This is a genomic window from Pseudomonas sp. FIP_A4, from assembly GCF_036701605.1.
Taxonomy (GTDB): Bacteria; Pseudomonadota; Gammaproteobacteria; order Pseudomonadales; family Pseudomonadaceae; genus Stutzerimonas; species Stutzerimonas phenolilytica.
This window is the reverse complement of the sequence record NZ_JAYDXP010000122.1, coordinates 155,265-180,433: the sequence shown is the minus strand read 5'-3', so window position 1 is coordinate 180,433 and position 25,169 is coordinate 155,265. Positions and strand designations below refer to the sequence as shown.

The window sequence follows — 25,169 nt, the reverse complement described above, 5'->3', positions numbered from 1 at the left end:
TCCCGCCCGGGCGCGCCGCGCGGGCGGCTCCGACCGGAGACGGCGGTGACGCAGCCGACAGGCCGGGCGTGTGTCGGTTGCCGGGTATCCGGCGGCTGTTTAAGGTATGCGCTCCCGTTCCCCGCCGGCGATCAGCCGCTCTCGCGAGAACCCTCCATGCGCCTAGTTTCCCGTTTCCTCGTCGTCTGCCTCGCGCTCGCGGCGTCGCCGCTGTTCGCCGAACCGCTGCGCACGCTCTATCAGGTGCGCGAGCCGGTGCCCAGCCAGCAGGCCGACGCGCGCGGCGAAGCGCTGCAGCGCTCCTTCGATACGCTGCTGCTGCGCCTGACCGGCGATTCCGACAGTTCCGGCAAACCGGCGCTGGCGGAACTGCGCAAGGACCCGCAAAAGCTGATCAGCCGTTACGGCTACGAGGGCGATAGCTTGGTGGTCGATTTCGACCCGGCCACCACCGAACGCACCCTGCGCCAGGCTGGCCTGGCCTTGTGGGGTGCCAATCGGCCGGTGGTGCTGGCGTGGTGGTTGAGCGAGACGGCCAATGGCACCCAGCTGCTGGGCGACGCGCAGGACGGCGCGACCACGCTGCAGGGTGCGGCGCGTCATCGTGGCCTGCCGTTGCGTCTGCCGCTGGCCGACTTGCAGGAACAGCTTGCCGCAACGCCCGAAACGCTCGGCGCCGCGGACGCACAGGCGCTGCGCGAGCCGTCCGAACGCTACGCCGCCGACGCGTTGCTGACGGTGCATGCGCGTGAGGGCGAGGAAGGCTGGCAGGCGCGCTGGAACCTCTGGCTGAATGATGCCCACGGCAGCGGCCAGGCCAAGGGCGATAGCCAGGCGGCTGTCGCCGACGCCGTGATGTTGGCAGTGAGCCAATACCTGGCGCCGCGCTACGTCGTTGCGCCGGGCGCAGCCAAGGAGCTGACGCTGGAAGTGCTCGGCGCGGACATTACCCGCTTCGCCGAGCTGGACAAGCTGCTGCAGCCGCTTGGCGGCAAGCTGCTGAGTGTCGAGCGCGACCGTCTGGTCTATCGCGTGACTGCCAGCCCCGAGCAGTTGCGCGCCCAGCTGGAATTGGCGCGTCTGCAGGAGGTTCCGGCCGAGCCAGCCCCGCTCGATGGCAATGCGGCGCCGGTAGCACCCGACCAGCCGCAGGCGGCACAGCCTGAGCCCGACACGGTGCTGCGCTACCGCTGGTAGGTGCTACTCCAACCTTTTCTTCGAGCCTCCTGACTGCAAGGCGTCGCGCAATGAACATGACCGATTCCAACCGCTGGCTGTGGCTGGCCGGCCTGCTGCTGTGCGGCTGGCTGGTCTACCTGTTGACGCCGATTCTCTCGCCGTTCCTGGTGGGTATCCTGCTGGCCTATCTCGGCGATCCGCTGGTCGATCGGCTGGAGCGCTGGAGATGCTCGCGCACCTGGGCAGTGATCGCTACGTTCGGCCTGTTCAGTCTGCTGCTGTTGCTGCTCCTGCTGGTGCTGCTGCCGATGCTTGGCAAGCAGCTGATGCATCTTTACCAGCTTGCGCCGCTGGCGCTCGACTGGTTGCAGCAACAGGCGCTGCCGTGGGTGCAGGAGCAGCTGGGGCTGGAGCAGGACTTCTGGCGCTTCGATCAGCTAAAGGCGGCGCTGTCCGGGCATCTGGGCAGCACCACCGACATCGTCGGGGTGATTCTCAGCCAGGCGACGGCGTCGAGCCTGGCGTTGCTGGCCTGGGTCGGCAATCTGCTGCTGGTGCCGGTGGTCAGCTTCTATCTGCTGCGTGACTGGGACCTGATCATGGCCAAGCTGCGCAGCTTGCTGCCGCGTCGGCGCGAGGGCGTGGTGGTCGCGCTGATCGGTGAATGCCACGACGTGATCGGCGCCTTCCTGCGCGGCCAGCTGCTGGTGATGCTGGCACTGGCGGTGATCTATGCCGCCGGCCTGATGCTGGTTGGCGTGGAGCTGGGCCTGCTGATCGGCGTGCTCGCGGGGCTCGCCAGCATTGTGCCGTACATGGGCTTCGTCGTCGGCTTCGCCGCAGCGGTGATCGCCGTGCTATTCCAGTTCGGCCTGGAGCCTTATCCGCTGCTGGGCGTTGCCGCGGTCTTCACGGTCGGGCAGCTGCTCGAGGGCATGTTGCTGACGCCGCTGCTGGTGGGCGATCGCATCGGCCTGCATCCGGTGGCGGTGATCTTCGCAGTGCTTGCCGGCGGCCAGCTGTTCGGCTTCACCGGCGTGCTGCTGGCGCTGCCGGTAGCAGCGGTGATCATGGTTCTGCTGCGCCATGTGCATGATCTCTATAAACTCTCGGACCTTTACGCAAAGCCTGCCGCTGTCGCGGCCGAACCACCATCCGAGCCATGAAACCCATCCAGCTGCCCCTCGGCGTGCGTCTGCGCGACGATGCCACCTTCGCCAACTTCTATCCGGGCGCCAACGCCGCGGCGCTCGGCTATGTCGAGCGGCTCTGCTCGCCGGCAGCGGGCTGGTCGGACGAACTGATCTATCTGTGGGGTAGTACTGGCGTCGGTCGCAGCCATCTGCTGCAGGCGGCCTGCCTGCGTGTCGAGGAGCGTGGCGAGCAGGCGGTCTACCTGCCGCTGGCCGAGGTCGCCGAATATGGCCCGGCCTTGCTCGACAACCTCGAGCAGTGCGAACTGGTCTGCCTCGACGATCTCGACGCGGTGGCCGGCGATGCGGTGTGGGAGGAGGCGCTGTTCCACCTGTTCAATCGCTTGCGCGACAGCGGTCGACGACTGCTGCTGGCCGCCGATGCCTCGCCGCGCGAGCTGGCGGTGCAGTTGCCTGACCTCAAATCGCGGCTGAGTCTGGCGCTGGTGTTCCAGCTGCAGCAGCTATCCGACGAAGACAAGCTGCGTGCGTTGCAGCTGCGTGCCTCGCGCCGCGGGTTGAATCTGCCGGACGACGTCGGCCGCTTCATCCTCACCCGTGGCGCGCGCAGCATGAGCGCGCTGTTCGAGCTGCTCGACCGCCTCGATCAGGCTTCGCTGCAGGCGCAGCGCAAGCTGACCATTCCTTTCCTCAAAGAAACCCTCGGCTGGTAGCTAGGGCAACGCCTGTCCAGGTTTTGCCACCAGCTCGAAGGCGATGCTCCAGTTCTGCAACGGGTAGGGCTTACCGACCAGCGCGGGGATATTCGCCTCCTCGGGCATGCCCTGTTCCGGCAGGTATTCGTAGCTGGCGTCGGCCTGCGTGGCATCGCTGTCGCGCAGCTGGCCGGCGCCACCGACCTGGAAACTCGCGTAGGTAATGCGCGGTTGTCCGGCCAGATCGCGCCCGGCGCGCAGGCGGACGATGGTGTCGGCGGCGATGTCCACCGCTTCCAGCGGCACCTCGCCCTGATCGTCATAGACCATGAAGCCCTTGTTTTTCACCGGTCGCGCGACGTGGCCGATGTAGGGTTCGGCGAACTGCAGCGGCGGCGCGGGCACGTGGAAATCCAGCAATATCTCGCGTCCCGCGACCGTGGCCCGACGCGGCGCCAGCGGCTGCCATTTGCGGCCCTCGACGGCGACCCGATGGTAGACCTTGCCGAGCATCTGGCCGAACCAGCGATAGCCGTTGGCCGACAGGTGCACGCCCTTGTCGACGTACGGGTACACCGGGCCGGCGAGAAACCAGTTGGGCTCCTCCTGTGCCAGTTCCCATTGCGCCATGCCGACCGCCAGCGAGCCGTCCTTCACCGACGATTTGGCGTCGGTCTGATAGCTGATGAAGGCGGGCATTCGCGTTTGCCCGGTAATGGCGCGGGTGTCGTCATAGAGGTCGTCGCGCAACTGGCGCGCCAGCTGCTTGTAGCGCGCTTTGTCGTTCACCCCGCCGTTGGTGTGGGAATAGTCGAACTCGCCCTGCAGCCAGAAGAACGCGCTGACGGCATAGCTGGCGTTCTCCGCGTCGGCGAGCGCCTTCGCCTGGTCCATGGCTTGCGGTACGCGACGGTATTCGTGGGTGCCGCCGGTCTTCGACAGCTGCGCGATGGAGCGTCCGGAGGTTGCCGCGTTGCTGGCTAGAAACAGGTGCTGCGGGTCCGAATCGCTGCCGCGTTGGTGCAGGTAGAGGCGTCGCGCCATGTTCAGCGCGCCGATATCCACCGATTCGCCTTCCTCCTGGGCGTGCTTTTCGAGCTGGGCTACCTGCGCCGGTTCGAGAATGACCCGCGCATCGCTCTTGTGCTGCACCACCGCGCGCAGCGGGGTGAAGGCCGCCTTGCCGACGGGCTCGAAGGACGCGCCGCTGAAGGTGGCCGAGCGCACCGCCTGGCCGAGCATCAGGTTGTCGTAGCGGGCCTTGGTCGACAGTGCCGGCCAGCCTTCGGCCGCCGAGGCGAGCGACTGGCCGAAGGTGATGATGTGGTTGTAGCGCGCAGTCGGTGCGGCTGCCTGGCCGTTCGGTGCCAGCTGCAGCTGTTCGCTCAGGCGTTTGTTGTGCGCGTCGCGCTCGGCCAGCGCGGTCCCGCTCGTCGCCCAGGCGGGCAGCGCGGCGGCCGTCGCCAGCAGCGCAAACATGCCGGAGCGCAGGTGCCGCAACAGACCGGAAGGGCCCACGCCGGTCGCTGGCAGGGCCTTGCGCTGGTTAGCGTTGGGGCTCGATCTGTCGCGCATTTCGACTCCTTTAGCGAACGAATAACGCCGTTTCGATGCCGGTGGATTGCCGAAGTTCGTGCTCGATCGCGCGCTTTGTGCTGGCATTTTGGCATGCATGTCGATTCGAAAATTTCACTCGAAATAATTTGACGCACCTGATTGGCGTGGCTAGATTCGTCGCTCTTTCATGCAAATGATAATAATTCTGATTAAGTTTGGCTAAGGAGGTTGCGGTGAACGCATGGGCTCAGGCAGTACTCTCTGGCGCCCGCCAGAGCCGTATCTTTGACCCTGGTTTCCGATTTTATTCGCCCACAGGCGGAGTCGAGGCAAGCGGTTGTTTCGCTTCGCTGGCCGTGCCTTGCGGCGACGACGGGCAGATGCTCGAGTGCAGCATGCAGCAGGCATTCGACGATGCGCGTCGGGCCGGGCTGAGCACTCCTACGGTGGTCGGGGTGATTCCCTTCGACAAGGCGCAACCATCGCGGCTCTTCGTGCCGCGCCACCTGGCGTTCCTGCCGCCCAGCGCGCCGCCCACGGCGATCTGCGGGTTGCCCTGCGGCGCCGCGCGCAGCTGCATCGAGCAGCCGGGGCGCGCTGGCTTCCACGATGCGGTCAATCAGGCGCTGGATTTGTTGCGTGAAGGCCGCATCGACAAGGCCGTGCTGTCGCGGCTGCTGCAACTCGAGTTCGACGAGCCGCCCTGCGCGCAGACCATCTTCCAGGGCCTGCGCCAGCAGAACCCGGAGGCCTATCACTTCGCGGTCGACCTGCCGGGCGAGGGCGTGCTGATCGGTGCCAGCCCGGAACTGCTGCTGCGCAAGCAGGGGCGCGCGTTCAGCACCAACCCGCTGGCGGGCTCGGCGAGACGTTCGCCCGATCCGCTGGCCGACGAGGAGGCCGCCCGCGCGCTGCTCGATTCGGCCAAGGATCAGCGCGAGCACCGGCTGGTCATCGACGATCTCGAACGCCAGCTGCGCCCGCTGTGCCGCACGCTGAACGTCCCGCCAGCGCCAGCGCTGCTCAAGACCGCCAGGCTCTGGCACCTGTCGACCCGGATCGACGGCGAGCTGCAGGACGAGCTGTCGGCGCTGCGCTTGGCTTGCCGGCTGCACCCGACGCCGGCGCTGTGCGGTTTTCCCACCGCTGCCGCCAAACAGGTGATCGCCGAGCTGGAGCCATTCGACCGTGGCGTGTTCGGCGGCATCGTCGGCTGGTGCGATGCCGCCGGCAATGGCGAATGGGCGGTGGTCATCCGTTGCGGGATCATCCAGCAGACTCGCGTGCGCCTGTTCGCCGGCGCCGGTCTGGTCAGCGCGTCCTGCCCAGAGGCGGAATGGCGCGAAACCGGCACCAAGCTCGGCACCATGCTCGCCGCCTTCGGCCTCGACAAGGAGGCCGTGTGAGCCTGATTCCGTTCACCCGCTGGCCCGCCGCATTCGCCGAACGTTATCGCCAGGCCGGCTACTGGCTGGGCAAGCCGCTCAGCCACATGCTCGCGGTTCAGGCTGAAACGCAGCCCGAGGCCATCGCGGTGGTCTGCGGCGAGCGCGAGCTGAGCTACGCCGAGCTGGATGCATTGTCCACCAACCTGGCCCAGCGGCTGGCCAATCACGGCCTCGGGCCGGGCGACCGGGCGCTGGTACAGCTGGGCAACCAGGCCGAGCTGTACATCGTGTTCTTCGCGCTGCTCAAGGCCGGGATTGCGCCAGTCAACGCGCTGTTCAGCCACAGCCGGCTGGAACTGCGCGCCTATGCCGAGCAGATCCGTCCGCGCCTGCTGATCGCCAGCCGTTTGCATCCGCTGTTCCAGAACGACGACCTGTTTCTCGCCGAGCTGCAGCAGCTGGCCGGCATCGACACCGCCTTGCTGCATGCCGACGGTCTGGCGCAGCGCAGCCTGGCGGCCTGGCTGCAACCGGTGGCCGTCGAACGCGACTTTGCGCCGACGCCCGCCGACGAGGTGGCGTTCTTCCAGCTATCCGGCGGCAGCACCGGCACGCCGAAGCTGATCCCCCGTACCCACGACGACTACTACTACAGCGTGCGGCGCAGCGTCGAACTGTGCGGTTTCGACCGTGACACCCGCTACCTCTGCGCGCTGCCGGCGGCGCACAACTTCCCGCTCAGCTCGCCCGGCGCGCTGGGCGTGTTCGTCGCCGGTGGCCGCGTGGTGCTCGCGCCCGATCCCGGTCCGGCCAGCTGTTTTGCGCTGATCGCCGCGCAGCAGGTCAATGTCGCCGCGCTGGTGCCGCCGGCGCTGTCGCTGTGGCTGCAGGCGGCGCCCGGGCACGAGGCGGAGCTGACCTCGCTGCGGTTGCTGCAGGTCGGTGGCGCCCGGCTGCCGGAGGCGCAGGCGCGGCGCATCCCGGCGGTGCTCGGTTGTCGTTTGCAGCAGGTCTTCGGCATGGCCGAAGGGCTGGTCAACTACACCCGTCTGGACGATGACGACGAGCATGTCTACCTGACCCAGGGCCGGCCGATGAGCCCGGACGACGAGGTCAGGGTGGTCGACCGCGACGGCCGACCGGTGGCGCCGGGGCAGACCGGCGCGCTGCTGACCCGCGGGCCTTACACGATCCGCGGCTATTTCCAGAGCCCGGAGCACAACGCCCAAGCCTTCAATACCGAAGGTTTCTACCGCTCCGGCGATCTCGTGCAGCTGCGCGCGGACGGCTACCTGGTGGTGGTCGGGCGCATCAAGGACCAGATCAACCGCGGCGGCGAAAAGATCGCGGCCGAGGAAGTCGAGAACCTGCTGATGGCGCATCCAGCCGTCACCCACGCCGCGCTGGTTTCCATGCCGGACCCGGGCATGGGCGAGAAGAGCTGTGCGTTCATCGTCAGCCGCGACCCGGCGCTCAAGGGCATTGCCCTGCGCAAGTACCTGCGCGGCCTCGGGCTGGCCGACTACAAGCTGCCGGACCGCATCGAGCAGGTCGCGGCGCTGCCCATGACGGCGGTGGGCAAGGTCGACAAGACCCGCCTGCGCCGCCGTCTCGCCGAACAACTGACCGTTACTGAATAAGGACTTCGCTCCATGACGATTCCCACGCTCACGCCCTACAGCCTGCCCAGCGAATGGGCGGTGAACAAGGTCCAGTGGCCGGTCGACCCCGCGCGCGCGGTGCTGCTGATCCATGACATGCAGGACTACTTCTGCGACTTCTGGGGCGAGGACAGTCCCTTCGTCGCCGCGCTGGTCGAGCGCCTGGCCGCCGTGCGCGCGCGCTGTAAGGCGCTCGGCATCCCGGTGGTCTACACCGCACAACCGGGCCAGCAGGCTGGTGCCGAGCGGGCCCTGCTCAATGACATGTGGGGCCCGGGCATCACCCAGTATCCGGCGCGTCAGGGCATCGTCGCCGGCCTGGCGCCGGCGGCGGACGACACCGTGCTGGTCAAATGGCGTTACAGCGCCTTCCAGCGTTCGCCGCTGGAACACCTGCTGCGCGAGCTGGGCCGCGATCAGCTGATCATCGGTGGCATATACGGCCACATCGGCTGCCTGATGACCGCCTGCGACGCCTTCATGCGCGACATCCAGCCGTTCCTGCTGGCCGACGGCATTGCCGACTTCACTCAGGCCGACCACCAGATGGCGCTGAACTACATCGCCACGCGCTGCGGTCGGGTCATCGAATGCCGCGAGGTGCTCGGGCTGGGGCATGCAGCAGGTCTGAGGCTGACCCGCGAGGCGCTGCAGGCGCGCCTGCTGGCCATGCTCGATGAGATCGACGAGCCGTTCGACCCGGACGAGAACCTGCTCGACTACGGCCTGGATTCGATCCAGGTGATGTCGCTGCTCAGCGAGTGGCGCGAGCAGGGGCTGGAACTGAGCTTCACCGATCTGGCGAAGACGCCGACGCTCAACGGCTGGTGGGCGCAGATCCAGCAGCATGGGGGTGCCGCATGAGGCCGCTGGGCAATGCGCAGCAGGGCCTGTGGTACGGCTACCTGCTCAACGAAGATCGCGCCATGTTCAACACCGCCGAGTGCATCGCCTTCGCCGGCAAGGTGCAGGCGCCGCTGCTGATCGCCGCGGTGCAGCAGGCGGTGGGCGAGTGCGAGGCACTCAGCGGGCTATATGTGATCGACGGCGAGACGGTGTGCTTCGACCCCTGCGAGCTGCCGCTGACGGTGGCGCAGCTGGACGTGCCGGCGTTTGCCGACGCCGAAACCTGGGTGCGCGACTGGGCGATGGCCGACATCCGCCAGCCGTTCGACCTGGAGCGCGAACTGGCCTGCCGCTTCGTCCTGCTGCGGGCGGCGGGGCAGGATTTTCTCTACAGCTGCGTGCACCACATTGCGCTCGACGGCTACGGCAGCAACCTGCTGTACCAGCGCATCGCCGAACTCTACGGCGCCGCTGTGCGCGGCGAGTTGGCACCGGCCTGCGGCTTCGGCCGTTACGCCGATGTGCTCGCCGAGGACGCCGAGCGCGACGCGCAGAACAAGACCGCCGCCGCGCGCGGCTACTGGCTGGAGACGTTCTCGCGGCTGCCGGCGCCGGTCAGCTTCAGTGAGCGCAGCGCGCCGATCTCGGCGACCTTCGTGCGGCACGGTGCGCGCTTTCCGGCACCGCTGTGGCAGCTGCTGAGCGCCACCGCCGAGGCCCACGGCATCGGCTGGGCCGATCTGCTGCTGGCCGCGCTCAGCGCGCAGCTGCGCCAGGTCAGCGGCAGCGATGCTCAGGTGTTCGGCCTGATGGTGATGAATCGTATCGGCTCGGCGGCGTTCAACGTGCCGTGCATGCAGATGAACATCGCGCCGCTGTGCCTGCAGGCCGATGGCGAGGCCAGTCTGATCGCCAGTGCGAAGGCCATCGGCAAGCTGCGCCGCGCCAGCCGCAAGCACCAGCATTACCGCTACGAAGCGCTGCGCCGCGACCTCGGCCGCGTCGGCGGCGAGCAGCGGCTGTTCGGCCCGCTGATCAACATCATGCCGTTCGACCGCCCGCTGGCCTACGGCGAGCTGGCGGCGCGCACGCTCAACCTCAGCGCCGGGCCGGTGGAGGACCTGACCCTGGAGGTACAGGTCGGCGCCGATGGCATCCCGCAACTGGACTACGACGCCAACCCGGCGTGCTACAGCGCCGAGCATCTGCGGGCATTGCAGGAGGAGCTATTCGAGCTGCTGCGCCGTTGGCTGGCGGCACCGCAGATGCCGCGCGACCTGATCCTCGAGGCCTGGATGGCCGACTACCGATTTCACCAGCGCCTCAGCGCGCCGGCCGCGGAACAGGTTCAGCTGGGCGAGGTGACCAGCGTGCTGGCGGCGATCCGCGCGCACGCCGAGCGCCAGCCGGAGCGCATCGCCCTGTGTCAGGGCGAGCGCCGGCTGAACTACGCCGCGTTGCTGGCACGCGCCGAGGAGATCGCCGCGGCGCTGGGGGAGCAGGGCGTGCAGCCCGGGGAGCGGATCGGCGTGATGCTCGCCCGCTCGCCCGAGGCGATCCTTGCGCAGCTCGGCGTGCTGTTGGCGGGCGCCGTCTATGTGCCGCTGGACGCCGAACAGCCGGCCGAACGGCAGACACTGATCTGCGCCAGCGCAGAACTGGCGCTGGTGATCACCGAGGCGGCCTACCGGCATCGTCTGGCCGACAGCTACGCCGGACCGATCCAGCTGCTCGGCCAGCTCGCCACCTGTGAACGCCGGCATGCGCCGCGCAGCGGCGAGGCGGCGGCCTATCTGATGTTCACCTCCGGCTCCACCGGCACGCCGAAGGGTGTGGAGATCAGCCATCGCGCGCTGGATCACTTCAGCGCGGCGGCGCGGTTGCGTTATGGCGTGACGGCGGACGACCGCATGCTGCAGTTCGCGCCGTTCAACTTCGATGCGAGCATCGAGGAAGTCTGCGTCAGCCTCAGTGCCGGCGCGACCCTGGTGCTGCGTACCGATGCGCTGCTGCAGTCGATCGCCACCTTCGTCGATGGAATCGAGGCGCAGGCGATCAGCATCGTCGACCTGCCGACCGCGTTCTGGAACGAGTGGGTGGTGGCGCTGCGCAGCGGCCAGACGCGGATTCCAGCCGGGTTGAAGACGGTGATCATCGGCGGCGAGGCGGTATTTCCCGAACAGCTCGCCGCCTGGCAGCGGGTGGCCGGACCGCAGCTGCGGCTGATCAACACCTACGGGCCGACCGAGGCCACGGTGGTCGCCAGCAGCTGCGACCTGCAGACGGTCGATGCCAGCGCCGAACGCCTGCCCATCGGGCTGCCGCTGGCGACCGTACAGGCGCTGGTGCTCGAACGCGGCGAGCGCCCGGCCGCCGAGGGCGAGCTGGTGCTGTGCGGCCCTCAGCTGGCCAACGGCTATCTCAACAGCGCGTCCGCGGCCTTCGCCCGCCTGCGCATCGGTGCGCACGAGGAAACCGTCTACCGCACCGGCGACCGCGTGCGTCGCGTCGACGGCCAGCTGGTCTACCTAGGCCGGCTGGACAACGAATTCAAGATCAGCGGCTACCGCATCCAGCCCGGCGAGGTGGAGGCGCGCCTGCTGGCGCTGAACGGCGTCGACGAGGCCTGCGTGCTCGGCCTGGAGCTGGGCGGCGGACTGCGCCGGCTGGTGGCCTTCGTCGCTGGCCCCTGTGACGACCTGCGGGCGATTCGCCGCGCGCTGGGTCAGGTATTGCCCGCAGCGATGGTGCCCACCGATTACCGCCACTATCGCGCGCTGCCGCGCACCGGCAGCAACAAGCTCGACCGCAAGCGCCTGCAGGCCGAGTACCTACAGGACGCGACCATCCAGGCACTGGACGATGCCACCCAGCAGCGGGTCAGCGCCATCTGGCAGCAGATCCTCGGCGTCGGCGGCATCCAGGCGCAGGACAACTTCTTCGAACTTGGTGGCCAGTCGTTGCAGACCATCCAGATCGTCAACCGCCTGGCCGCCGAGTTCGGCACCGCGGTGAAGGTCTCGGATGTGTTCGACAACCCCTGTCTGGCGGATTTCTGCCGCTTCCTCGACAGCCGTCTGCGGCAGGGGCAAGCGCAGGTGGAACGGGTCTGGTGAGGACATGCAGATGACACAGCAGATGGATTTTCACGGGCGGCGCATCTGGGTCACCGGCGCCGGTCAGGGCATCGGCCGCGCGGTGGCCGAGGGCTTTGCCCGGCTCGGCGGTGAAGTGGTGGGGCTGGATCGGGCGTTCCCGGAATGCGACTACGGCTATCGCACCCATGTGCTCGATGTGGGCGATGCCGCCGCGGTGCGTCAGGCCTGCGCCGAGTTGCTGGCGCCGGGGCAGGGCATCGACGTGCTCGCCAGCGTCGCCGGCATCCTGCGCCTCGGCGCGATCGAGGCGCTGAGCCTGGACGACTGGGACGACTCGCTGCGGGTCAACGTCTCCGGGCCGTTCTACCTGCTGCGCGAGCTGTTGCCGCGTTTCCGCGCCCAAGGCCGTGGCGCGGTGGTGGCGGTGAGCAGCAACGCGACCCGGGTGCCGCGCATGCAGATGGCCGCCTATGCGGCGTCCAAGGCGGCGCTGACCAGCCTGATCCGCACCGCCGGGCTGGAGCTGGCGGCCTGCGGCGTGCGCTGCAACCTGGTGTCGCCGGGTTCCACCGACACCGCCATGCAGCGCGGCATGTGGGCCGACGATAGCGGCCGCGCGCGGACCATCGCCGGCCTGCCCGAGCAGTTCAAGCTCGGCATCCCGCTGCAGAAGATCGCCACGCCTGACGAGGTGGCCAATACGGTGCTGTTCCTCGCCTCGGACCTGGCCAGCCATATCACCCTGCAGGACATCGTCGTCGACGGCGGTGCCACCCTGGCAGCCTGAGAGGTAGCAGATGCACGACAACATCATCGGCCTGCTCCGGCAGCTCGCCGGACAGGGCGTACACCTGGCGCTCAATGCCGAGGGCCAGCTGGTCTCGCAGTCGAGCAGGGAGGCGCTGACGCCCGAGCTGGGGCAGCTGATCCGCACCCATCGCGACGCCATCGTCCGCTGCCTGCGCGCGCGCCAGGCATTCGACGCGCCCATCGAGCCGACCCACACCGAGGTTGGCCCGCTGTCCTCGTCGCAGAGCGGGCTGTGGTTCATCGAGCAGTACCAGGAGCATTCGCACCTGTACAACATGCCGGTGTTCTTCCGCCTCAGCGGCGAGCTGGACGTGGCCGCGCTGGAATTCGCCTTCGACGCCCTGGTGCAGCGCCACGCCAGCCTGCGCACGCGCTTTGTGCGCAACGCCGAGGGCAAGGGCGAGCAGCAGATCGTCGCCCATCGCGGCTTCGCCCTGGTCCACGAAGACTTCACCGGGCTGGAGGAATCGGCCCGCGAGGCACGAGTGGCCGAACGGGTGCGCGAGGAAATCGAGCGGCCGTTCGATCTCGCCAACGGCGAGCTGACCCGCGTACACCTGCTGCGCCTGGGCGCGCGCGAGCACGTGCTGCTGATCAACCAGCACCACATCATTTCCGATGGCTGGTCGGTGAAGAACATGTTCGCCGACCTCAAGACCGCCTTCCTCGCCTACCAGAACCGCCAGCCGCTGGACTGGGGCGAGCCGCCGCTGACCTTCATCGACTACGCGCACTGGTTCAACTCGCCGCTGTTTCGCGACTACCACGCCGAGTACAGGCCGTTCTGGGTCGAGCGCCTGGCCGGCATCCCCGAGGTGCACAGCCTGCCGCTGGACCGGCCGCGCCCGGCGCAGCAGACCAGCGGCGGCGCACTGGTGTTCTCGGTCATCGACAATGGCCTGTGGGCGCGCTTCAAGCAGCTCTGCCAGCGCCACAGCGCTTCGCCGTTCATCGGCCTGCATGCGCTGTTCGCCCTGCTACTGGCGCGCCACAGCGGCGAGCGCGACATCGTCGTCGGCACCCCGCTGGCCTACCGCGAACGCCCGGACATCGAGGCGCTGGTGGGCTTCTTCGTCAACACTCTGGTGCTGCGCACGCAGCTGCCCGAGCAGCAATCGTTCAGCGACTACCTGCGCCAGTGCCGGCGGGACGATCTGGAAGCCGTCGACCACCAGCTGTACCGCTTCGAGGCACTTGGCGAGGCGCTGGGCATGGACCGCCATACGGCGATCAACCCGATCTTCCAGATCATGCTGGTGTACCAGGCGCGGGTCGATTTCAACGACCTGATCCCCGGTTGCGCGGCGGTGGAGGAAACCTCGCCGGCGCTGCCGGCCAAGACCGATATCTCGGTGAAGGTCACCGAGCTGATGGATGCGGTGCGGGTCGATTGGCTGTACGCCACCGCGCTGTTCGAGCGCAGCACCGTCGAGGGGTACGCCAGCCGCCTGCTGCGGCTGTTGCAGGCGGTGGTCGCCGACCCCGAGCAGGACATCTGGCAACTGCCACTGCTCGATGACGAACTGCTGCGCGCCACCGGCGAGCGGTTGGCGGCGCTGCCGGCGGGCTATCCGCACGGGCTGACGCCGTTGTCGCTGTTTGAGGACTGGACGCGCCGCCAGCCGCAGGCCGTGGCGCTGCATGAAGGTGCAGGCCACATCAGCTACGCCGAGCTGGATGCGCGGGCCAACCGCCTGGCGCACTGGCTGCAGGCCGAGGGCTGCCAGCCGGGGGCGCTGGTCGGCGTGCTGGCGCGACGCGAGAACGCCTTCGCCGTCGCCGCGCTCGCAGTATGGAAGGCCGGCTGCGCCTACGTGCCGCTGGACCCGGATTACCCGGCCGAGCGCATCGCGCATATCGTCAGCGACGCCGGGCTTGACCTGCTGCTCGGTGCCGGCGCAGCGCCGTTCGCGCTGGGCGAGTTGCGCTGGGTCGACCTGCACGACCCCGAGCTGGGCGCGCAACTGGATGCCCGGTCGCCCACGGCGCCGCCGCGCAGTGACGCGCCGCAGCAGCTGGCGCAGGTGATCTACACCTCGGGTTCCACCGGCCTGCCCAAGGGCGTGATGATCGAGCACGGCGCGCTGGCCAACCTGCTGCTGGACCACGGCCGCCGTCTGGCCATCGGCCCGGGCGACCGCATGCTCGCCTGCATGTCGCTGTCCTTCGACGCCGGCAACATGTGTGCGCTGCTGCCGCTGAGCCACGGCGCCTGCCTGCGCTGGGCCGACCCCGGCGAAGGCCTGCTGGATGAGATCGAGCGCACGCACACCACCCACATGATCTTCGCCACCGCGCTGCTGGCGACCCTGCCGGCGCGGCCGCTGCCATCGATGAAGGCGGTGGGCTTCGGCGGCGAGGCCTGTCCGCCGATGCTGGCCGAGCGCTGGGGCCGGCAGTTCCGTCTGATCGACATGTATGGCCCGACCGAGGCCACCGTCACCGCGCTGACCAAGCTCATCGAGCCCGACGCGACGCCGAGCATCGGTCGGCCCATCGACGGCATGCAGGCGCTGGTGCTCGACGCGCATGGCCGGCTCTGTCCGGTCGGCGTACCGGGCGAGCTGTGCCTGGCCGGGCTGGGTCTGGCGCGCGGCTACCTGAACCAGCCGCAGCGCACCGCCGCGGTGTTCCGCGAGCACGAGATCGCCGGCGTGACGGTGCGGCTGTATCACACCGGCGACCGCGCGCGGCTGCTAGCCAACGGCGACTACCAGTACCTCGGCCGCATCGACGAGCAGATCAAGTTGCGCGGCTATCGCATCGAACCCGGCGAGATCGAGGCGCAGCTCTCCATCAGCTGCCCGGCGCTGCAACAGGTCAAGGTCATCGTCGCCCGCCAGGGTCAGCGCCAGGCGCTGGTGGCCTACGCCTCGGTCAAAGCGGGTGAAGCCATGCCAGACGCCGACGCCATCCTGCAGGACGTGGCGCGGCGCCTGCCGGAATACATGCTGCCGGTGCGGCTGATCCTGCTCGAGCGCATGCCGCTGACCGCCAACGGCAAGCTCGACCTGCGGCGCCTGCCGCCGGTGGAACTGGCCGACAGCGCCGTGCTGGTGGCGCCGGCGGACGAGCTGGAAGCGGCGGTGCTGGCGATCTGGCAGGGCGTGCTCGACCAGCCGCTGGGGGTGGAGAGCGACTTCTTCGCCCTCGGCGGCGATTCGATCCTGAGCATCCAGCTGACCACCCGCCTGCGCGATGCCGGCCATGCCTGCACGGTCAGGGAAGTGTTCGAGGCGCGCACCGTGCGCCGCCTGTGCCGCGTGCTCGGCCAGCCGCGCGAGTCCATGGCGATCCGCGCCGAGCAGGGCGTGCTGGAGGGAGAGGCATTCGCCCTGCAACCGATCCAGCAGTGGTTCTTCGAGCAACCGTTCGCCAGCCCGCAACACTGGAATCAGGGCGTGGTGCTGCGCCTGCCGGCCGCCATCGAGGTAGCGCAGCTGATGGATTGCATGCGCCAGCTGCTGGGTCATCACGACGCGCTGCGCCTGGCGGTCGCTGCGCGCGGCCAGCGCTATCTGACACATGTGAAATTGAGCGAGCCGGCGCGGCTCGATGCGGCAACGCTCGGCGAGGAAGGCTTGCAGCAGGCGCTGACCGAGCTGCAGGCGCACCTGCAGCCGGCGCAGGGGCGCCACCTGGCCTGGGCGTTGATCGACAACCTCGCCGGCGGTACGCGCGGGCTGTTCATCGCCGTGCATCATCTGGCCATCGACGCGGTGTCCTGGCGCATCCTGGTCGATGACCTGCGCCGGCTCGCGCGCGGCGAGGCGCTGCCGGCCAAGACCAGCAGCTACCGCCAGTGGGGCGAGGGGCTGGCCGCCTATGCCCGTCGTGCCGAAGCGCAGCTGCCGTACTGGCAGGCCGAACTCGCCGGTATGCCCGAGACAGCGTCGGCGGGCTGGGCGGGTAGCGGCGCGCCGCGTGAACAGAAGCTGGAACTGAGCGAGGCACTGACGCGGCGGCTGCAAGAGGCCACCCGGCACTTCGCGGTGGACATGCGCGAGCTGCTGCTGGCCGCGCTGACCCGCGCGCTGCACGACCTCGGGCTGGGCGAGCGGCAGTGGATCATGCTCGAAGGCCACGGCCGCGAGGCCATCGACCCGGCGCTGGATGTCAGCCGCACGGTCGGCTGGTTCACCAGCATGTTCCCGCTGGCGCTGCGCGATCAGGCGGACTGGCCGCAGCTGCTGCGCCACGTCGCCGAGCAGCTGCGACGGGTGCCGGACAAGGGCGTCGGCTACCTGCCGCTGCGCGCCAATCCCGAGTATCGAGCGCAGCTGCCGCTGCCGGCGGTAGCCCTCAACTACCTCGGTGTCTACCAGAGCGGCACGGATGCCTGGCAGGCACTGCCCATCGCCCCCGGCCGGCCGAGCGCGACGGACAACCCCTCGGCGGAGCTGATCAGCCTGCACGGCGGCGTGTTCGACGGACGCCTGACCCTGCGCCAGATCGGCAATCTGCGCGCCGAGCTGAACGAGCAGCTGCTGGCCCTGCTGCAGGACAACCTGCTGGAGCTGGCCGAGCAAACGGAGGACAGCCATGCATGCGCTTGAGCGGCACTTCACCGAGCAGTTCCAGCACCACGCCGTGCGCCCGGCGCTGGGTTGTCTGGGCGACAGCTTCAGCTACGCCGAGCTGCAGGCGCGGGTCGCGGCCATCGCCATGCAGCTGCGCCAGTGCGGTCTGCGGGCCGGCGAGCGGGTCGGCATCCACCTGCAACGCTCGCCGGATCTGGTCGCCAGCGTGCTCGCCTGCCTGCGCGAAGGGTTGTGCTTCGTGCCGCTGGAACCGGAATTCCCGCACGAACGGCTGCAGGGCATCGCCAGCGATGCGCAGCTGAACCTGGTGCTGCAGGACCAGCCGGTGGCGTTTGTGCAGCCAACCTGGCAGCTGCGCCCCGGCCTGGCCGGCGAGCTGGAATGGCCCGACCAGGACGAGCGCCTGCCGGCGTACATGATGTTCACCTCTGGCTCCACCGGCCGGCCCAAGGGTGTGGTGATCAACCGCGCCGCGCTGGCCAACTTCCTCGCGGCGGCGACCGCGCGCCTCGGCATCGGCCCGGCGACGCGCTGGCTGTTCACCACCACCCCGGCGTTCGATATCTCGCTGCTGGAGATGCTCGGCCCGCTGTGGAGCGGCGGCTATGTCGAGGTGATCTGTGCGCCGACCCACAAGGACCCGGTCGAGCTGCTGCAAGTGCTCGCGCGGCGCAGCGATCTCAATACCCTGCAGGCCACCCCGGCGTTCTGGCGCATGCTGCTCAAGGCCGGCTGGCAAGGACGGCCCGGGCTGCGGGCGCTGTGCGGTGGCGAGGCGCTGGATGCGACGCTGGCGACCCGTCTGGGCGGCTGCGTGGGCGAATTGTGGAACTGCTACGGACCGACCGAGGCGACGGTGTGGTCGCTGATGGCGCGTGTCGAACTGCCGCTCGAAGAGGGAGGCGTGCTGCTGCGCCAGTCGCTGGACGGCTACCGTCACTGGCTGCTGGACGAGCACGGCGACGCGGTCGCGCTGGGCGGCGAGGGCGAGCTGTGCATTGAGGGGCCGTCGCTGGCCGACGGCTACTGGCAGCGCGACGACCTCACCGCGCAGGCCTTCATCGACTGGCACGGCAGGCGGCTGTATCGCACCGGCGACCGGGCGCGCCGCGTCGGCGAGGATGTCTACCTGTACTGCGGACGGCGTGACGACCAGATCAAGCTGCGCGGTTTTCGCATCGAACTGGGCGAGATCGAGGCCAGCCTGCGCCGGCTGGCGGGCGTGCAGGACGCCGCGGTGCGCCTGCATGGCGAGGGCGACGAGGCCTGCCTGGTGGGCTATGTGGAGCTGCGCGAGGCTGGTGCGCTGAGCCGGGTGGCGATCCGGCGTGAGTTGCAGCGCAGTCTGCCTCACTACATGGTGCCGGGGCGGATTGTGTTGTTGGAGTGTTTGCCGAAGACGGCCAGCGGGAAGATTGATCGTAAGCGGTTGGTGGAGGTGGTTTGAAGGGGTGTTTTGTAGCTTGTCGGTCGGAAGTCTGGCGATTACCGCGTTTGCCTGCACTCCGGGTTTCGTCCCCTCGGCCGAGTCACTTTCTCTTTGCTCCGGATCGCCGGCCGGCGCGAAAGAGAAAGTAACCAAAGAGAAAGTGCGCCCGACATCCGGGTTTTGCTACGCAGAACTTCCCTCGCTCCGGGGGCCGGGCTCGGCGCTCCCTCATGAAGGGACGTCCCTGCCTAGGCGGCCCCGGCCTTCATGACACGCTTGTCGTCCATGCCTCGCGGCCCCCTGCGCGACACCTCTACTCGGCCTCCTGACGGGGAAGGGGGCCGGGTCACCTGGAAGATCGAGAAGCAAGCTTCACTGTGCTTGGCTTTGGCTTTGGCTTTGGCTTTGGCTTTGCTTTTTCTCTGCACGGCCTGTCAGGCGGCACCCACGCCCCTTTCAGGAGGGTGAGTGGAATCGTTGCGTAGAGGGGCGAGCCGCAGGGATGCGGCGAGAGTCGTAAAGGGCCAGGGATGGCCCTTGTACGACGACCCTCGGAGTGGCGATGGAGCGAACGAACCCCGGCGCAGCCGGGGCCGGATGTAGGGGCAAGCGGTTTTGGTTACTTTTGCCGCGATTGGCAAAAGTGACTCGCCCAGCAGGGCGAAACCATGTTGTCAGGCAACTCGCCAATCGCTTCGAAAGCAAACCGTCATTCACCTGCAGTCCGGGCCGAGGAAAGCGCGGCGTCATACACCGAGGCACACGCCGGAACCCATCTTAAACAAGGTGGAAAACGCTGCGCGATTTTCCACCCTACGGTTGCCAAAAGGCACTCGCCCAGCAGGGCGAAACCAAGCTCTCAAGCGGCTCGCGAATCGCCATAAACGCAAACTTTCAATTCACCGCGATCCTCAATCCTTCACCACCTCAGCCTCCGCCTTCCCCAACAACCCCTCGATATCATCGATCACCTGCAGCGCCGCCATCGGCCCGCCAAGCGAAGTCCACAACGACCCGTCCACCGCACCGAAGCGCTTCGCCTGAATGGCCGACAGCTGACGGAAGGCCGGCGTCTGCTCGGCCTGATTCATCGCCTCGACCGCCTCGCCGCTGGTCGCCAGCGTGCCGATTACCAGCCAGTCGGCGTCGAGCAGTTCCAGCGATTCCAGGCTCAGCGCCATCGAATGGGTGTGACCGCGGTCCTGCTGGTGAGCGGGGCGGAGCAGCCCGACGTCTTCGGCGACGGTGCTGGCGAAGGCATCCTTGAACATGTACGACGGCCCCTTGGGATTCCAGCGCACGATGCTCAGCGTTTCGCCCTGATGGGCCGCCAGACGCTGGCGCGCGGCTTCGACCCGTGCGCGATAGCGCTCCAGCACGGCCTTGGCTTCGGCTTCCTTGTTCAGCGCCTGCGCGGTGCGCTGCATGCTTTCCTGCCAGGGACGCGCCCAGTTGAAGGTGATCACCGTCGGCGCGATCTCGTTGAGGATCGCCAGCTGCTCCGGCTTCACCGGGCCGGTGAGGATCAGGTCGGGTTCCAGTTCCAGCAGAGTCTCCAGATTGGGGTTGTCGATGTCGCCGACCACCTCGATGCCGGCCGGCAGCTTGCCGTCCAGATAGCGTGGCGGCGCGGCCTGGCCGCGGCCGTTGATGGTGCCGACCGGGGTGACGCCGAGGGTCAGTGCGGTGTCCAGGTCGATCTCGCTGAGGGTGATCACCCGCTGGGGTGCTTCCGGCACCGTGACCGTGTTGCCCATGGCGTCGGTCACCTGGCGGGTGTCGGCGTAGGCGGGCAGGGCGAGCAGGCCGGCGAGCAGCACGGCGACGAGGCTGCGGGGCATCTTCAGGGTCATTGCATGCGTTCCTTTTCGGGGTGTTCGTGGCGCAGCAGTTGCGGTGCGACGTGGCTCTGGCGGCGGCGTGGCACGATCACCGGGGCGCCGTCGCCGGGAGCGTGGAGGATGTCCACGTCGGTGTCGTAGAGGCGGTCGATCAGCGCCTTGGTCATCACCTTTCGCGCCGGGCCGATGGCCTGCACGCGGCCGTCGGCCAGGGCAATCAGCTCGTCGCAATAGCGCGCGGCGATGCCGAGGTCGTGGATCACGATGAGCACCGTGCGCCCGGCGGCGGCGATGCCGTGTACCGCCTCCATCACCTCGGCCTGGTGGCCGATATCCAGTGCGCTGGTGGGTTCGTCGAGCAGGATCAGGTCGGTGTTCTGCGCCAGGATCATGCCCAGCCAGGCCCGTTGCGCCTGGCCGCCGGAGAGCGAGGAGGCGCTGCGCTGCCAGATGGCGTCGAGCTGCATCGCCTCGCGGGCGCGGGCGACCTGATCGGCGTCTTCCTCGCTCCACTGGTTGAACCAGCCCTGATGCGGGTGACGGCCGTACTGCACCAGTTGCTCGACGCGAATGCCCTCGGCCAGCACCGGGCGTTGCGGCAGGAAGGCCAGCTCGCGCGCCAGCGCCTTGAGCGAATAGTGCGTCAGTGGCTTGCCGTGGATCTCCACCGTGCCGCGTTGCAAAGGCAGCTGGCGGGCCAGCAGCTTGAGCAGGGTGGATTTGCCGCTGCCGTTGGGGCCGACGATGCCGATCAGCTTGCCGCGCGGCAGGCTGAAGGACACGTCGTCGAGCACGACCTTGTCCTGATAGGCGAAATGCAGGTTTGCTGCACGCAGGGCAGTCATCAGTCAGCTCCTCGTCTGTCCTTGATCAAGAGGCCGAGCAGCAGGATGCCGCCGAGCAGGCGCGTCATGATTCCGGTGGGGATTTCCTCGGGCTGGGCGAGCACGCGCACCAGCGTATCGCTGCCGAGCAGCAGCAGCGCGCCGCACAGCGCCGACAGCCAGATCGGCGCGAGATTGTCGCGCGCCAGCCACGAGGCGAGGATCGGCGCGGCCATGGCGATGAACACCACCGGCCCGCCGATGGCGGTGCCCAGCGCCGCCACCAGGATCGCCAGGGCGAGCACGCCGAGCTGGATCATCGGCACGCGGATGCCGAGATTCTGCGCGGTGGCATCGCCGAAGCGCAGCAGCGCCAGCGGCCGGTTGACCAGCGCCAGCAGCGGGCAGAGCAGCGCCAGCAGCACCGCGATGGGATTGACCGTCTGGTAGCTGATGCCGGCGAAGTGGCCCATCGTCCACAGGTAGATGCTGCCCAGGTGCACCAGCGGTTGGGTCGACATGGCGAAGTCGCCGATGGCGCCGAGCAGCTCGGACAGCGCAATGCCGATGACGATGAACAGGTAGCCCTGCTCGCCGGGGCGCCGGCACAGGGCGAACAGCGCGGCGGCGGCGAGCAGGGCGCCGAGCGGCGAAGCCCACCAGGGCCAGTTGCCGAGCGTCAGGTAGAGGGCGAAGGCGACCACGGCGAGCGACGCGCCTTCGTTCACGCCGATCATGTCCGGCGTGGCCAGGCGGTTGCGCACCAGGGTCTGGATCAGGCAGCCGGCCATGCCCATGGCCAGTCCGGCGACGATGGCCGCCGCGACCCGCGGCAGGCGCAGCTTGAACACCATGATCTCCTGCAGCTTGCTGCCGCGGCCGGCGAGCGTGGCGATCACGTCGCGCACACCGAGGCTGCCGCTGCCCAGGCTGATCGCCAGCACCGCGAGGGCGGCCAGCAGCAGCGCCAGCAGGCCGAACATCAGCCAGTTGCGCCGGTGCAGCAGCAGGCTCAGGCCGCCGATGCGCAGCGTCCAGACGCCGGAGGGGGAAAGGGGCGTCATGGCTACCTCACCGTCAGCAGGGAACGGAAGCCGCCGCGCAGCACGATGGCGATCAGCGCCGGCGCGCCGAGTGCCGCCAGCAGCGTGCCGACCGGCAGCTCGTAGGGTTGCAGCAGCCAGCGCGCCAGCACATCGGCGGCGAGCAGGAAGAGCATGCCGAACAGCGTCGAGAACAGCAGCTGGCGCAACAGCGCCACCGGCTCGAGCAGCCGCGCGCAGTAGGCAGCGAGGAAGCCGACGAAGCCCACCGGGCCGGCCAGGGAAATGGCGCAGGCGGTGAGCAGGGTGGACGCCGCCAGCACGCCGAGGCGCACCCAGCTGGTGTGGATGCCCAGCGCGCGTGCCTGGCTGTCGCCCATCTGCATCAGCGTCAGCTGCCGGCACAGCAGCGCGGCGAGGATCAGCCCGAGCACGGCGAGCGGGGCGACAGTGGCGAGCGCGTCGAGGCGCGAGGCGGACAGCGAGCCAAGGTTCCAGAAACGGAACTGTTCGAGGGCCACGCGGGTGGACAGCAGCAGGTAGTTCGCCAGTCCGCCGAAGATGGCGCCCAGCGCCACGCCGGCGAGAATCAGCTTGAGCGGGCTGGCCTGGCCGAGCATCAGGCCGATGCCGAGTACGACCAGATTGCCTAGCAGCGCGCCGAGCCCCGACCAGAGCAGGTAGCCCTGGGTCGACTCGACGCCGAAATAGATCAGGCCGATCACCAACCCGAGTACCGCACCGGCATTCACGCCGAGCAGGCCGGGTTCGGCCAGGGGGTTGCGCGTCGCGCTCTGCAGCAGCGAGGCGGCGATCGCCAGACTGGCGCCGACCACCAGCGCGGCGAAGGTGCGCGGCAGACGCAGGGTATCGACGACCATCGCCAGCTTGTCGTCCGCCACGTACTCGGGCGCCCCGAGCAGGTAGCCGAGCACGGATTCGGCGCCATACACGCCGGCGCCGGTGGCCAGCGAAAGGGCTAGCAACACGAGCAGAAGGCCGCCCCCGGCAACGAGGGTGGCCTTCTGGAATGCCGGCATCGTCGAATCAGTTGGCATGGTTCATCGGTCTTTGGCTCCGGTAGCCCGGCGTTGCCGCCGGGCCGGGATGGGTCAGATGTCGTAGTTGAAACCGACGAACAAGGTGCGGCCCATGAGGATGTTGTCGACCGACTGAGCGACGTCGTCGCGTTTTTCGTTGGTCAGGTTGTTCATCCCCGCGCGCAGCGACAGCTCTCGCGTCGCCTGATACTTGGCGCCCAGGTTGAGCTGATGGAACGCACCGCTCTCGACGTTGGGTTCGGCCGCCGAGACGTAGAGCAGCTGACTGCCGGTGTACTGATAGTCGAGGTTCAGCCCGAGCTTGGGCATGGCCTGCCAGTCGACGCCGAGGTTGGCGACATGCTGCGGCGAGTTGCGGATCGCTTCGTCGGTGTCGCGATCCTCCGCATCCGAGTAGGTGTAGTTGCCGCGCAGGCCGATGGAGTCGGTCAGCGCATAACGGCTGTGCAGTTCGTAGCCCTGCACCCGCGCCTTGCTGACGTTGCTGTAAGTCATTACCGGCGGGCGGTAGCCGACGCGCCAGGTATCGGTGACGATCATGTCTTCGATGTCGTTGTGGAAGAACATGATGCCGGCCTCCAGCCGCTCGTTCTGGTAAAGCGTGCCGATCTCGTAGCTGGTCGCGGTTTCCGGCTTGAGGTCGGGGTTGCCGATCAGCGTGCACATGCCGCGGCAAGCCAGTACGCCGTAGGTCTCGTCGGACTGATAGATGCTCGGCGCCTTGAACGATTTGCCGGCGCCGCCCTTGATCACCCAGTTGTCGGTGAGGTTGTAGACGCCGTAGGCACGCGGGCTGAACTCGCCGCCGAAGGTGTCGTGGTCGTCCCAGCGACCGCCGAGGGTAATGTCCAGATCGCCGAGGGAGAACTCGTCCTGCAGGTAGAGCGCCTTCTGGTCGACTTCGGTGTCCGCGCCGAGGTTCTGGTTGTGCGCCAGTTCGGTACGCCGCCATTCGCTGCCGACGGTGAACAGGTGGCTGCCCAGCGCGGCGCTGAGCTGGCCGTCGACGGTGTGGTTGTTCTGCTGGATGTCGCCTTTCTTGCCGCGCAGCGTGGTCATGATCTGCGAGTCGTCCATCAGGTCGACGTCTTCGTAGTAGTAGCGCACGCGGGTGTTGAAGCCGTCCCAGTTGCCGCTGTGGCCGAGGCCGAAGCTCCAGCGCTCCATCTCCTGCACGTTGGGGACGACGGCGCCGAAGTTGTTCCATTCGGCCTCGCGATCGTCCTTGCGATGGGTGAAATCGAGGTCGACGGTCTGGCGCTCATCCAGCAGCCAGTTCAGCGAGCCGAAGACGCTGCCGTTCTGCCGTTGTTCCACCGCGTCGGTGTTGGGGTTGACGGTCTGCTCGCTCAGCCAGGCGGCCTGGTCGGTTTTCTCGACGAACAGGTTGCCGCGCAGCTTGCCGTCGATCAGCGCGCCGCTGACGTAGCCGCTGGCCTGATGGCTGTCGCCGGACTCGCCTTCGCTGGGGTGTTCGTAGGTGTAGGCCACGCCGGCGCGCGTCTCGTCGGTGGCCTGACGCAGGATCACGTTGACCACGCCGCCCAGCGCATCGGCACCGTACAGCGAGGACATCGGCCCGCGGATCACTTCGATGCGCTCGATGGCGGCCATCGGGATCGACGACAGGTCGAAGTCGTTGGCGTAGTTGGACGACAGTGCATCGCGCGAGTTGATGCGCCGGCCGTTGACCAGCAGCAGGGTGTAGTCCGAATCCATGCCGCGCAGCTTGATTTCCTTGCGGCCATAGGTGGACGACGGGTTGATGTGCACGCCCGGCAGGTACTTGACCGCATCGGCCAGGTTATACACCGGCAGCTTGTCCAGCTCCTCGCGGGTGACCACCGAGACGCTGGCCGGGGCGCTGAGTTCGCTGTGGGCGGTCTGGGTGGCGGTGATGACTTCGTTCTTCAGGGTGACCGGGGTATCAGCCAGCGCTGCCAGCGGCAGCAGGCTGCCGAGCAGGGTCAGGGAGAGATGACGGGGACGGCCGATTCTTCGTACAAGCTGCATGTGCAGGCTCCGTTGCCAAGTAGTTGTTG

The 25,169-nt window shown here is 68.2% G+C and carries 16 protein-coding genes; 10 read left to right on the top strand and 6 right to left on the bottom strand.

The features are described 5' to 3' along the window. Positions 1-156 precede the first annotated feature (156 nt). Genes U8L64_RS10855 through hda form a run of 3 tightly spaced genes read left to right on the top strand, consistent with a single transcriptional unit; the run spans position 157 to position 3,046 of the window. On the top strand, positions 157-1,197 hold the full coding sequence (locus tag U8L64_RS10855) for a DUF2066 domain-containing protein (RefSeq protein ID WP_333397176.1): 1,041 nt from the start codon (positions 157-159) through the stop codon (positions 1,195-1,197). Between the two features lie 50 nt (positions 1,198-1,247). Continuing rightward, entirely contained in the window at positions 1,248-2,345 is a 1,098-nt protein-coding gene (locus U8L64_RS10850) for an AI-2E family transporter (protein WP_189328023.1), read from the top strand. Further along, positions 2,342-3,046: a DnaA regulatory inactivator Hda gene (hda, locus tag U8L64_RS10845; RefSeq protein ID WP_077683537.1), complete on the top strand. Its 705-nt coding sequence runs from the start codon at positions 2,342-2,344 to the stop codon at positions 3,044-3,046. The genes U8L64_RS10850 and hda overlap by 4 nt, the downstream gene beginning before the upstream one ends. Here hda and U8L64_RS10840 read toward each other — a convergent pair whose 3' ends face one another. Further along, a complete protein-coding gene (locus U8L64_RS10840) occupies positions 3,047-4,507 on the bottom strand; it encodes a hypothetical protein (protein WP_043296390.1) in 1,461 nt (486 codons plus the stop codon). Positions 4,508-4,965: 458 nt separating this feature from the next. Here U8L64_RS10840 and U8L64_RS10835 point away from each other — a divergent pair, with 458 nt between their 5' ends. The 7 genes from U8L64_RS10835 to U8L64_RS10805 are packed head-to-tail and all read left to right on the top strand — an operon-like array spanning position 4,966 to position 18,376. Further along, the gene (locus U8L64_RS10835) at positions 4,966-5,991 is read left to right on the top strand and encodes an isochorismate synthase (RefSeq protein ID WP_333397170.1); all 1,026 of its coding nucleotides are present in this window, start codon (positions 4,966-4,968) and stop codon (positions 5,989-5,991) included. Next, entirely contained in the window at positions 5,988-7,613 is a 1,626-nt protein-coding gene (locus tag U8L64_RS10830) for a (2,3-dihydroxybenzoyl)adenylate synthase (protein ID WP_333397168.1), read from the top strand. The genes U8L64_RS10835 and U8L64_RS10830 overlap by 4 nt, the downstream gene beginning before the upstream one ends. 12 nt (positions 7,614-7,625) lie before the next feature. Beyond that, complete coding sequence (locus U8L64_RS10825) at positions 7,626-8,498, top strand: isochorismatase family protein (RefSeq protein ID WP_008568127.1); 873 nt, start codon at positions 7,626-7,628, stop codon at positions 8,496-8,498. Then, positions 8,495-11,596, top strand: a complete 3,102-nt coding sequence (locus U8L64_RS10820; RefSeq protein WP_333397165.1) for an amino acid adenylation domain-containing protein — start codon at positions 8,495-8,497, stop codon at positions 11,594-11,596. Before U8L64_RS10825 ends, U8L64_RS10820 begins: the two co-directional genes overlap by 4 nt. 4 nt (positions 11,597-11,600) lie before the next feature. Next, positions 11,601-12,365: a 2,3-dihydro-2,3-dihydroxybenzoate dehydrogenase gene (gene dhbA / locus U8L64_RS10815; protein WP_442965284.1), complete on the top strand. Its 765-nt coding sequence runs from the start codon at positions 11,601-11,603 to the stop codon at positions 12,363-12,365. Positions 12,366-12,375: 10 nt separating this feature from the next. After that, positions 12,376-16,944, top strand: a complete 4,569-nt coding sequence (locus tag U8L64_RS10810) for an amino acid adenylation domain-containing protein (RefSeq protein WP_333397163.1) — start codon at positions 12,376-12,378, stop codon at positions 16,942-16,944. After that, a complete protein-coding gene (locus U8L64_RS10805; RefSeq protein ID WP_333397161.1) occupies positions 16,931-18,376 on the top strand; it encodes an amino acid adenylation domain-containing protein in 1,446 nt (481 codons plus the stop codon). The genes U8L64_RS10810 and U8L64_RS10805 overlap by 14 nt, the downstream gene beginning before the upstream one ends. A gap of 893 nt (positions 18,377-19,269) precedes the next feature. On the opposite strand, the gene U8L64_RS10800 is transcribed toward U8L64_RS10805, so the two are convergent. From U8L64_RS10800 to U8L64_RS10780, 5 genes are read right to left on the bottom strand one after another with little or no spacing between them, the layout of a single operon-like run. Then, positions 19,270-20,211: an iron-siderophore ABC transporter substrate-binding protein gene (locus tag U8L64_RS10800; RefSeq protein WP_333397158.1), complete on the bottom strand. Its 942-nt coding sequence runs from the start codon at positions 20,209-20,211 to the stop codon at positions 19,270-19,272. Beyond that, entirely contained in the window at positions 20,208-21,044 is an 837-nt protein-coding gene (locus U8L64_RS10795; RefSeq protein ID WP_333397155.1) for an ABC transporter ATP-binding protein, read from the bottom strand. Before U8L64_RS10795 ends, U8L64_RS10800 begins: the two co-directional genes overlap by 4 nt. After that, positions 21,044-22,087 (bottom strand): FecCD family ABC transporter permease, encoded by a 1,044-nt coding sequence (locus U8L64_RS10790; protein ID WP_333397152.1) that lies wholly within the window; start codon positions 22,085-22,087, stop codon positions 21,044-21,046. The genes U8L64_RS10795 and U8L64_RS10790 overlap by 1 nt, the downstream gene beginning before the upstream one ends. A 2-nt stretch (positions 22,088-22,089) precedes the next feature. Continuing rightward, positions 22,090-23,124, bottom strand: coding sequence for a FecCD family ABC transporter permease (locus U8L64_RS10785; RefSeq protein ID WP_152947549.1), 1,035 nt, complete (start codon positions 23,122-23,124; stop codon positions 22,090-22,092). A 54-nt stretch (positions 23,125-23,178) separates the two neighbouring features. After that, positions 23,179-25,140 carry a TonB-dependent receptor domain-containing protein gene (locus U8L64_RS10780; protein WP_333397147.1) on the bottom strand — a complete coding sequence of 654 codons (1,962 nt, stop codon included), beginning with the start codon at positions 25,138-25,140 and terminating at the stop codon, positions 23,179-23,181. Between the last annotated feature and the right edge of the window lie 29 nt (positions 25,141-25,169).

What these genes read in the sequence shown, in the direction of transcription:
- U8L64_RS10855 (WP_333397176.1), top strand. Translation starts at nt 157, where the DNA reads ATGCGCCTAGTTTCCCGTTTCCTCGTCGTCTGCCTCGCGCTCGCGGCG.
- U8L64_RS10850 (WP_189328023.1), top strand. Translation starts at nt 1,248, where the DNA reads ATGAACATGACCGATTCCAACCGCTGGCTGTGGCTGGCCGGCCTGCTG.
- hda (WP_077683537.1), top strand. Translation starts at nt 2,342, where the DNA reads ATGAAACCCATCCAGCTGCCCCTCGGCGTGCGTCTGCGCGACGATGCC.
- U8L64_RS10840 (WP_043296390.1), bottom strand. Translation starts at nt 4,507, where the DNA reads ATGTTTGCGCTGCTGGCGACGGCCGCCGCGCTGCCCGCCTGGGCGACG.
- U8L64_RS10835 (WP_333397170.1), top strand. Translation starts at nt 4,966, where the DNA reads ATGCTCGAGTGCAGCATGCAGCAGGCATTCGACGATGCGCGTCGGGCC.
- U8L64_RS10825 (WP_008568127.1), top strand. Translation starts at nt 7,626, where the DNA reads ATGACGATTCCCACGCTCACGCCCTACAGCCTGCCCAGCGAATGGGCG.
- U8L64_RS10820 (WP_333397165.1), top strand. Translation starts at nt 8,495, where the DNA reads ATGAGGCCGCTGGGCAATGCGCAGCAGGGCCTGTGGTACGGCTACCTG.
- dhbA (WP_442965284.1), top strand. Translation starts at nt 11,601, where the DNA reads ATGCAGATGACACAGCAGATGGATTTTCACGGGCGGCGCATCTGGGTC.
- U8L64_RS10810 (WP_333397163.1), top strand. Translation starts at nt 12,376, where the DNA reads ATGCACGACAACATCATCGGCCTGCTCCGGCAGCTCGCCGGACAGGGC.
- U8L64_RS10805 (WP_333397161.1), top strand. Translation starts at nt 16,931, where the DNA reads ATGCATGCGCTTGAGCGGCACTTCACCGAGCAGTTCCAGCACCACGCC.
- U8L64_RS10800 (WP_333397158.1), bottom strand. Translation starts at nt 20,211, where the DNA reads ATGACCCTGAAGATGCCCCGCAGCCTCGTCGCCGTGCTGCTCGCCGGC.
- U8L64_RS10795 (WP_333397155.1), bottom strand. Translation starts at nt 21,044, where the DNA reads ATGACTGCCCTGCGTGCAGCAAACCTGCATTTCGCCTATCAGGACAAG.
- U8L64_RS10790 (WP_333397152.1), bottom strand. Translation starts at nt 22,087, where the DNA reads ATGACGCCCCTTTCCCCCTCCGGCGTCTGGACGCTGCGCATCGGCGGC.
- U8L64_RS10785 (WP_152947549.1), bottom strand. Translation starts at nt 23,124, where the DNA reads ATGCCAACTGATTCGACGATGCCGGCATTCCAGAAGGCCACCCTCGTT.
- U8L64_RS10780 (WP_333397147.1), bottom strand. Translation starts at nt 25,140, where the DNA reads ATGCAGCTTGTACGAAGAATCGGCCGTCCCCGTCATCTCTCCCTGACC.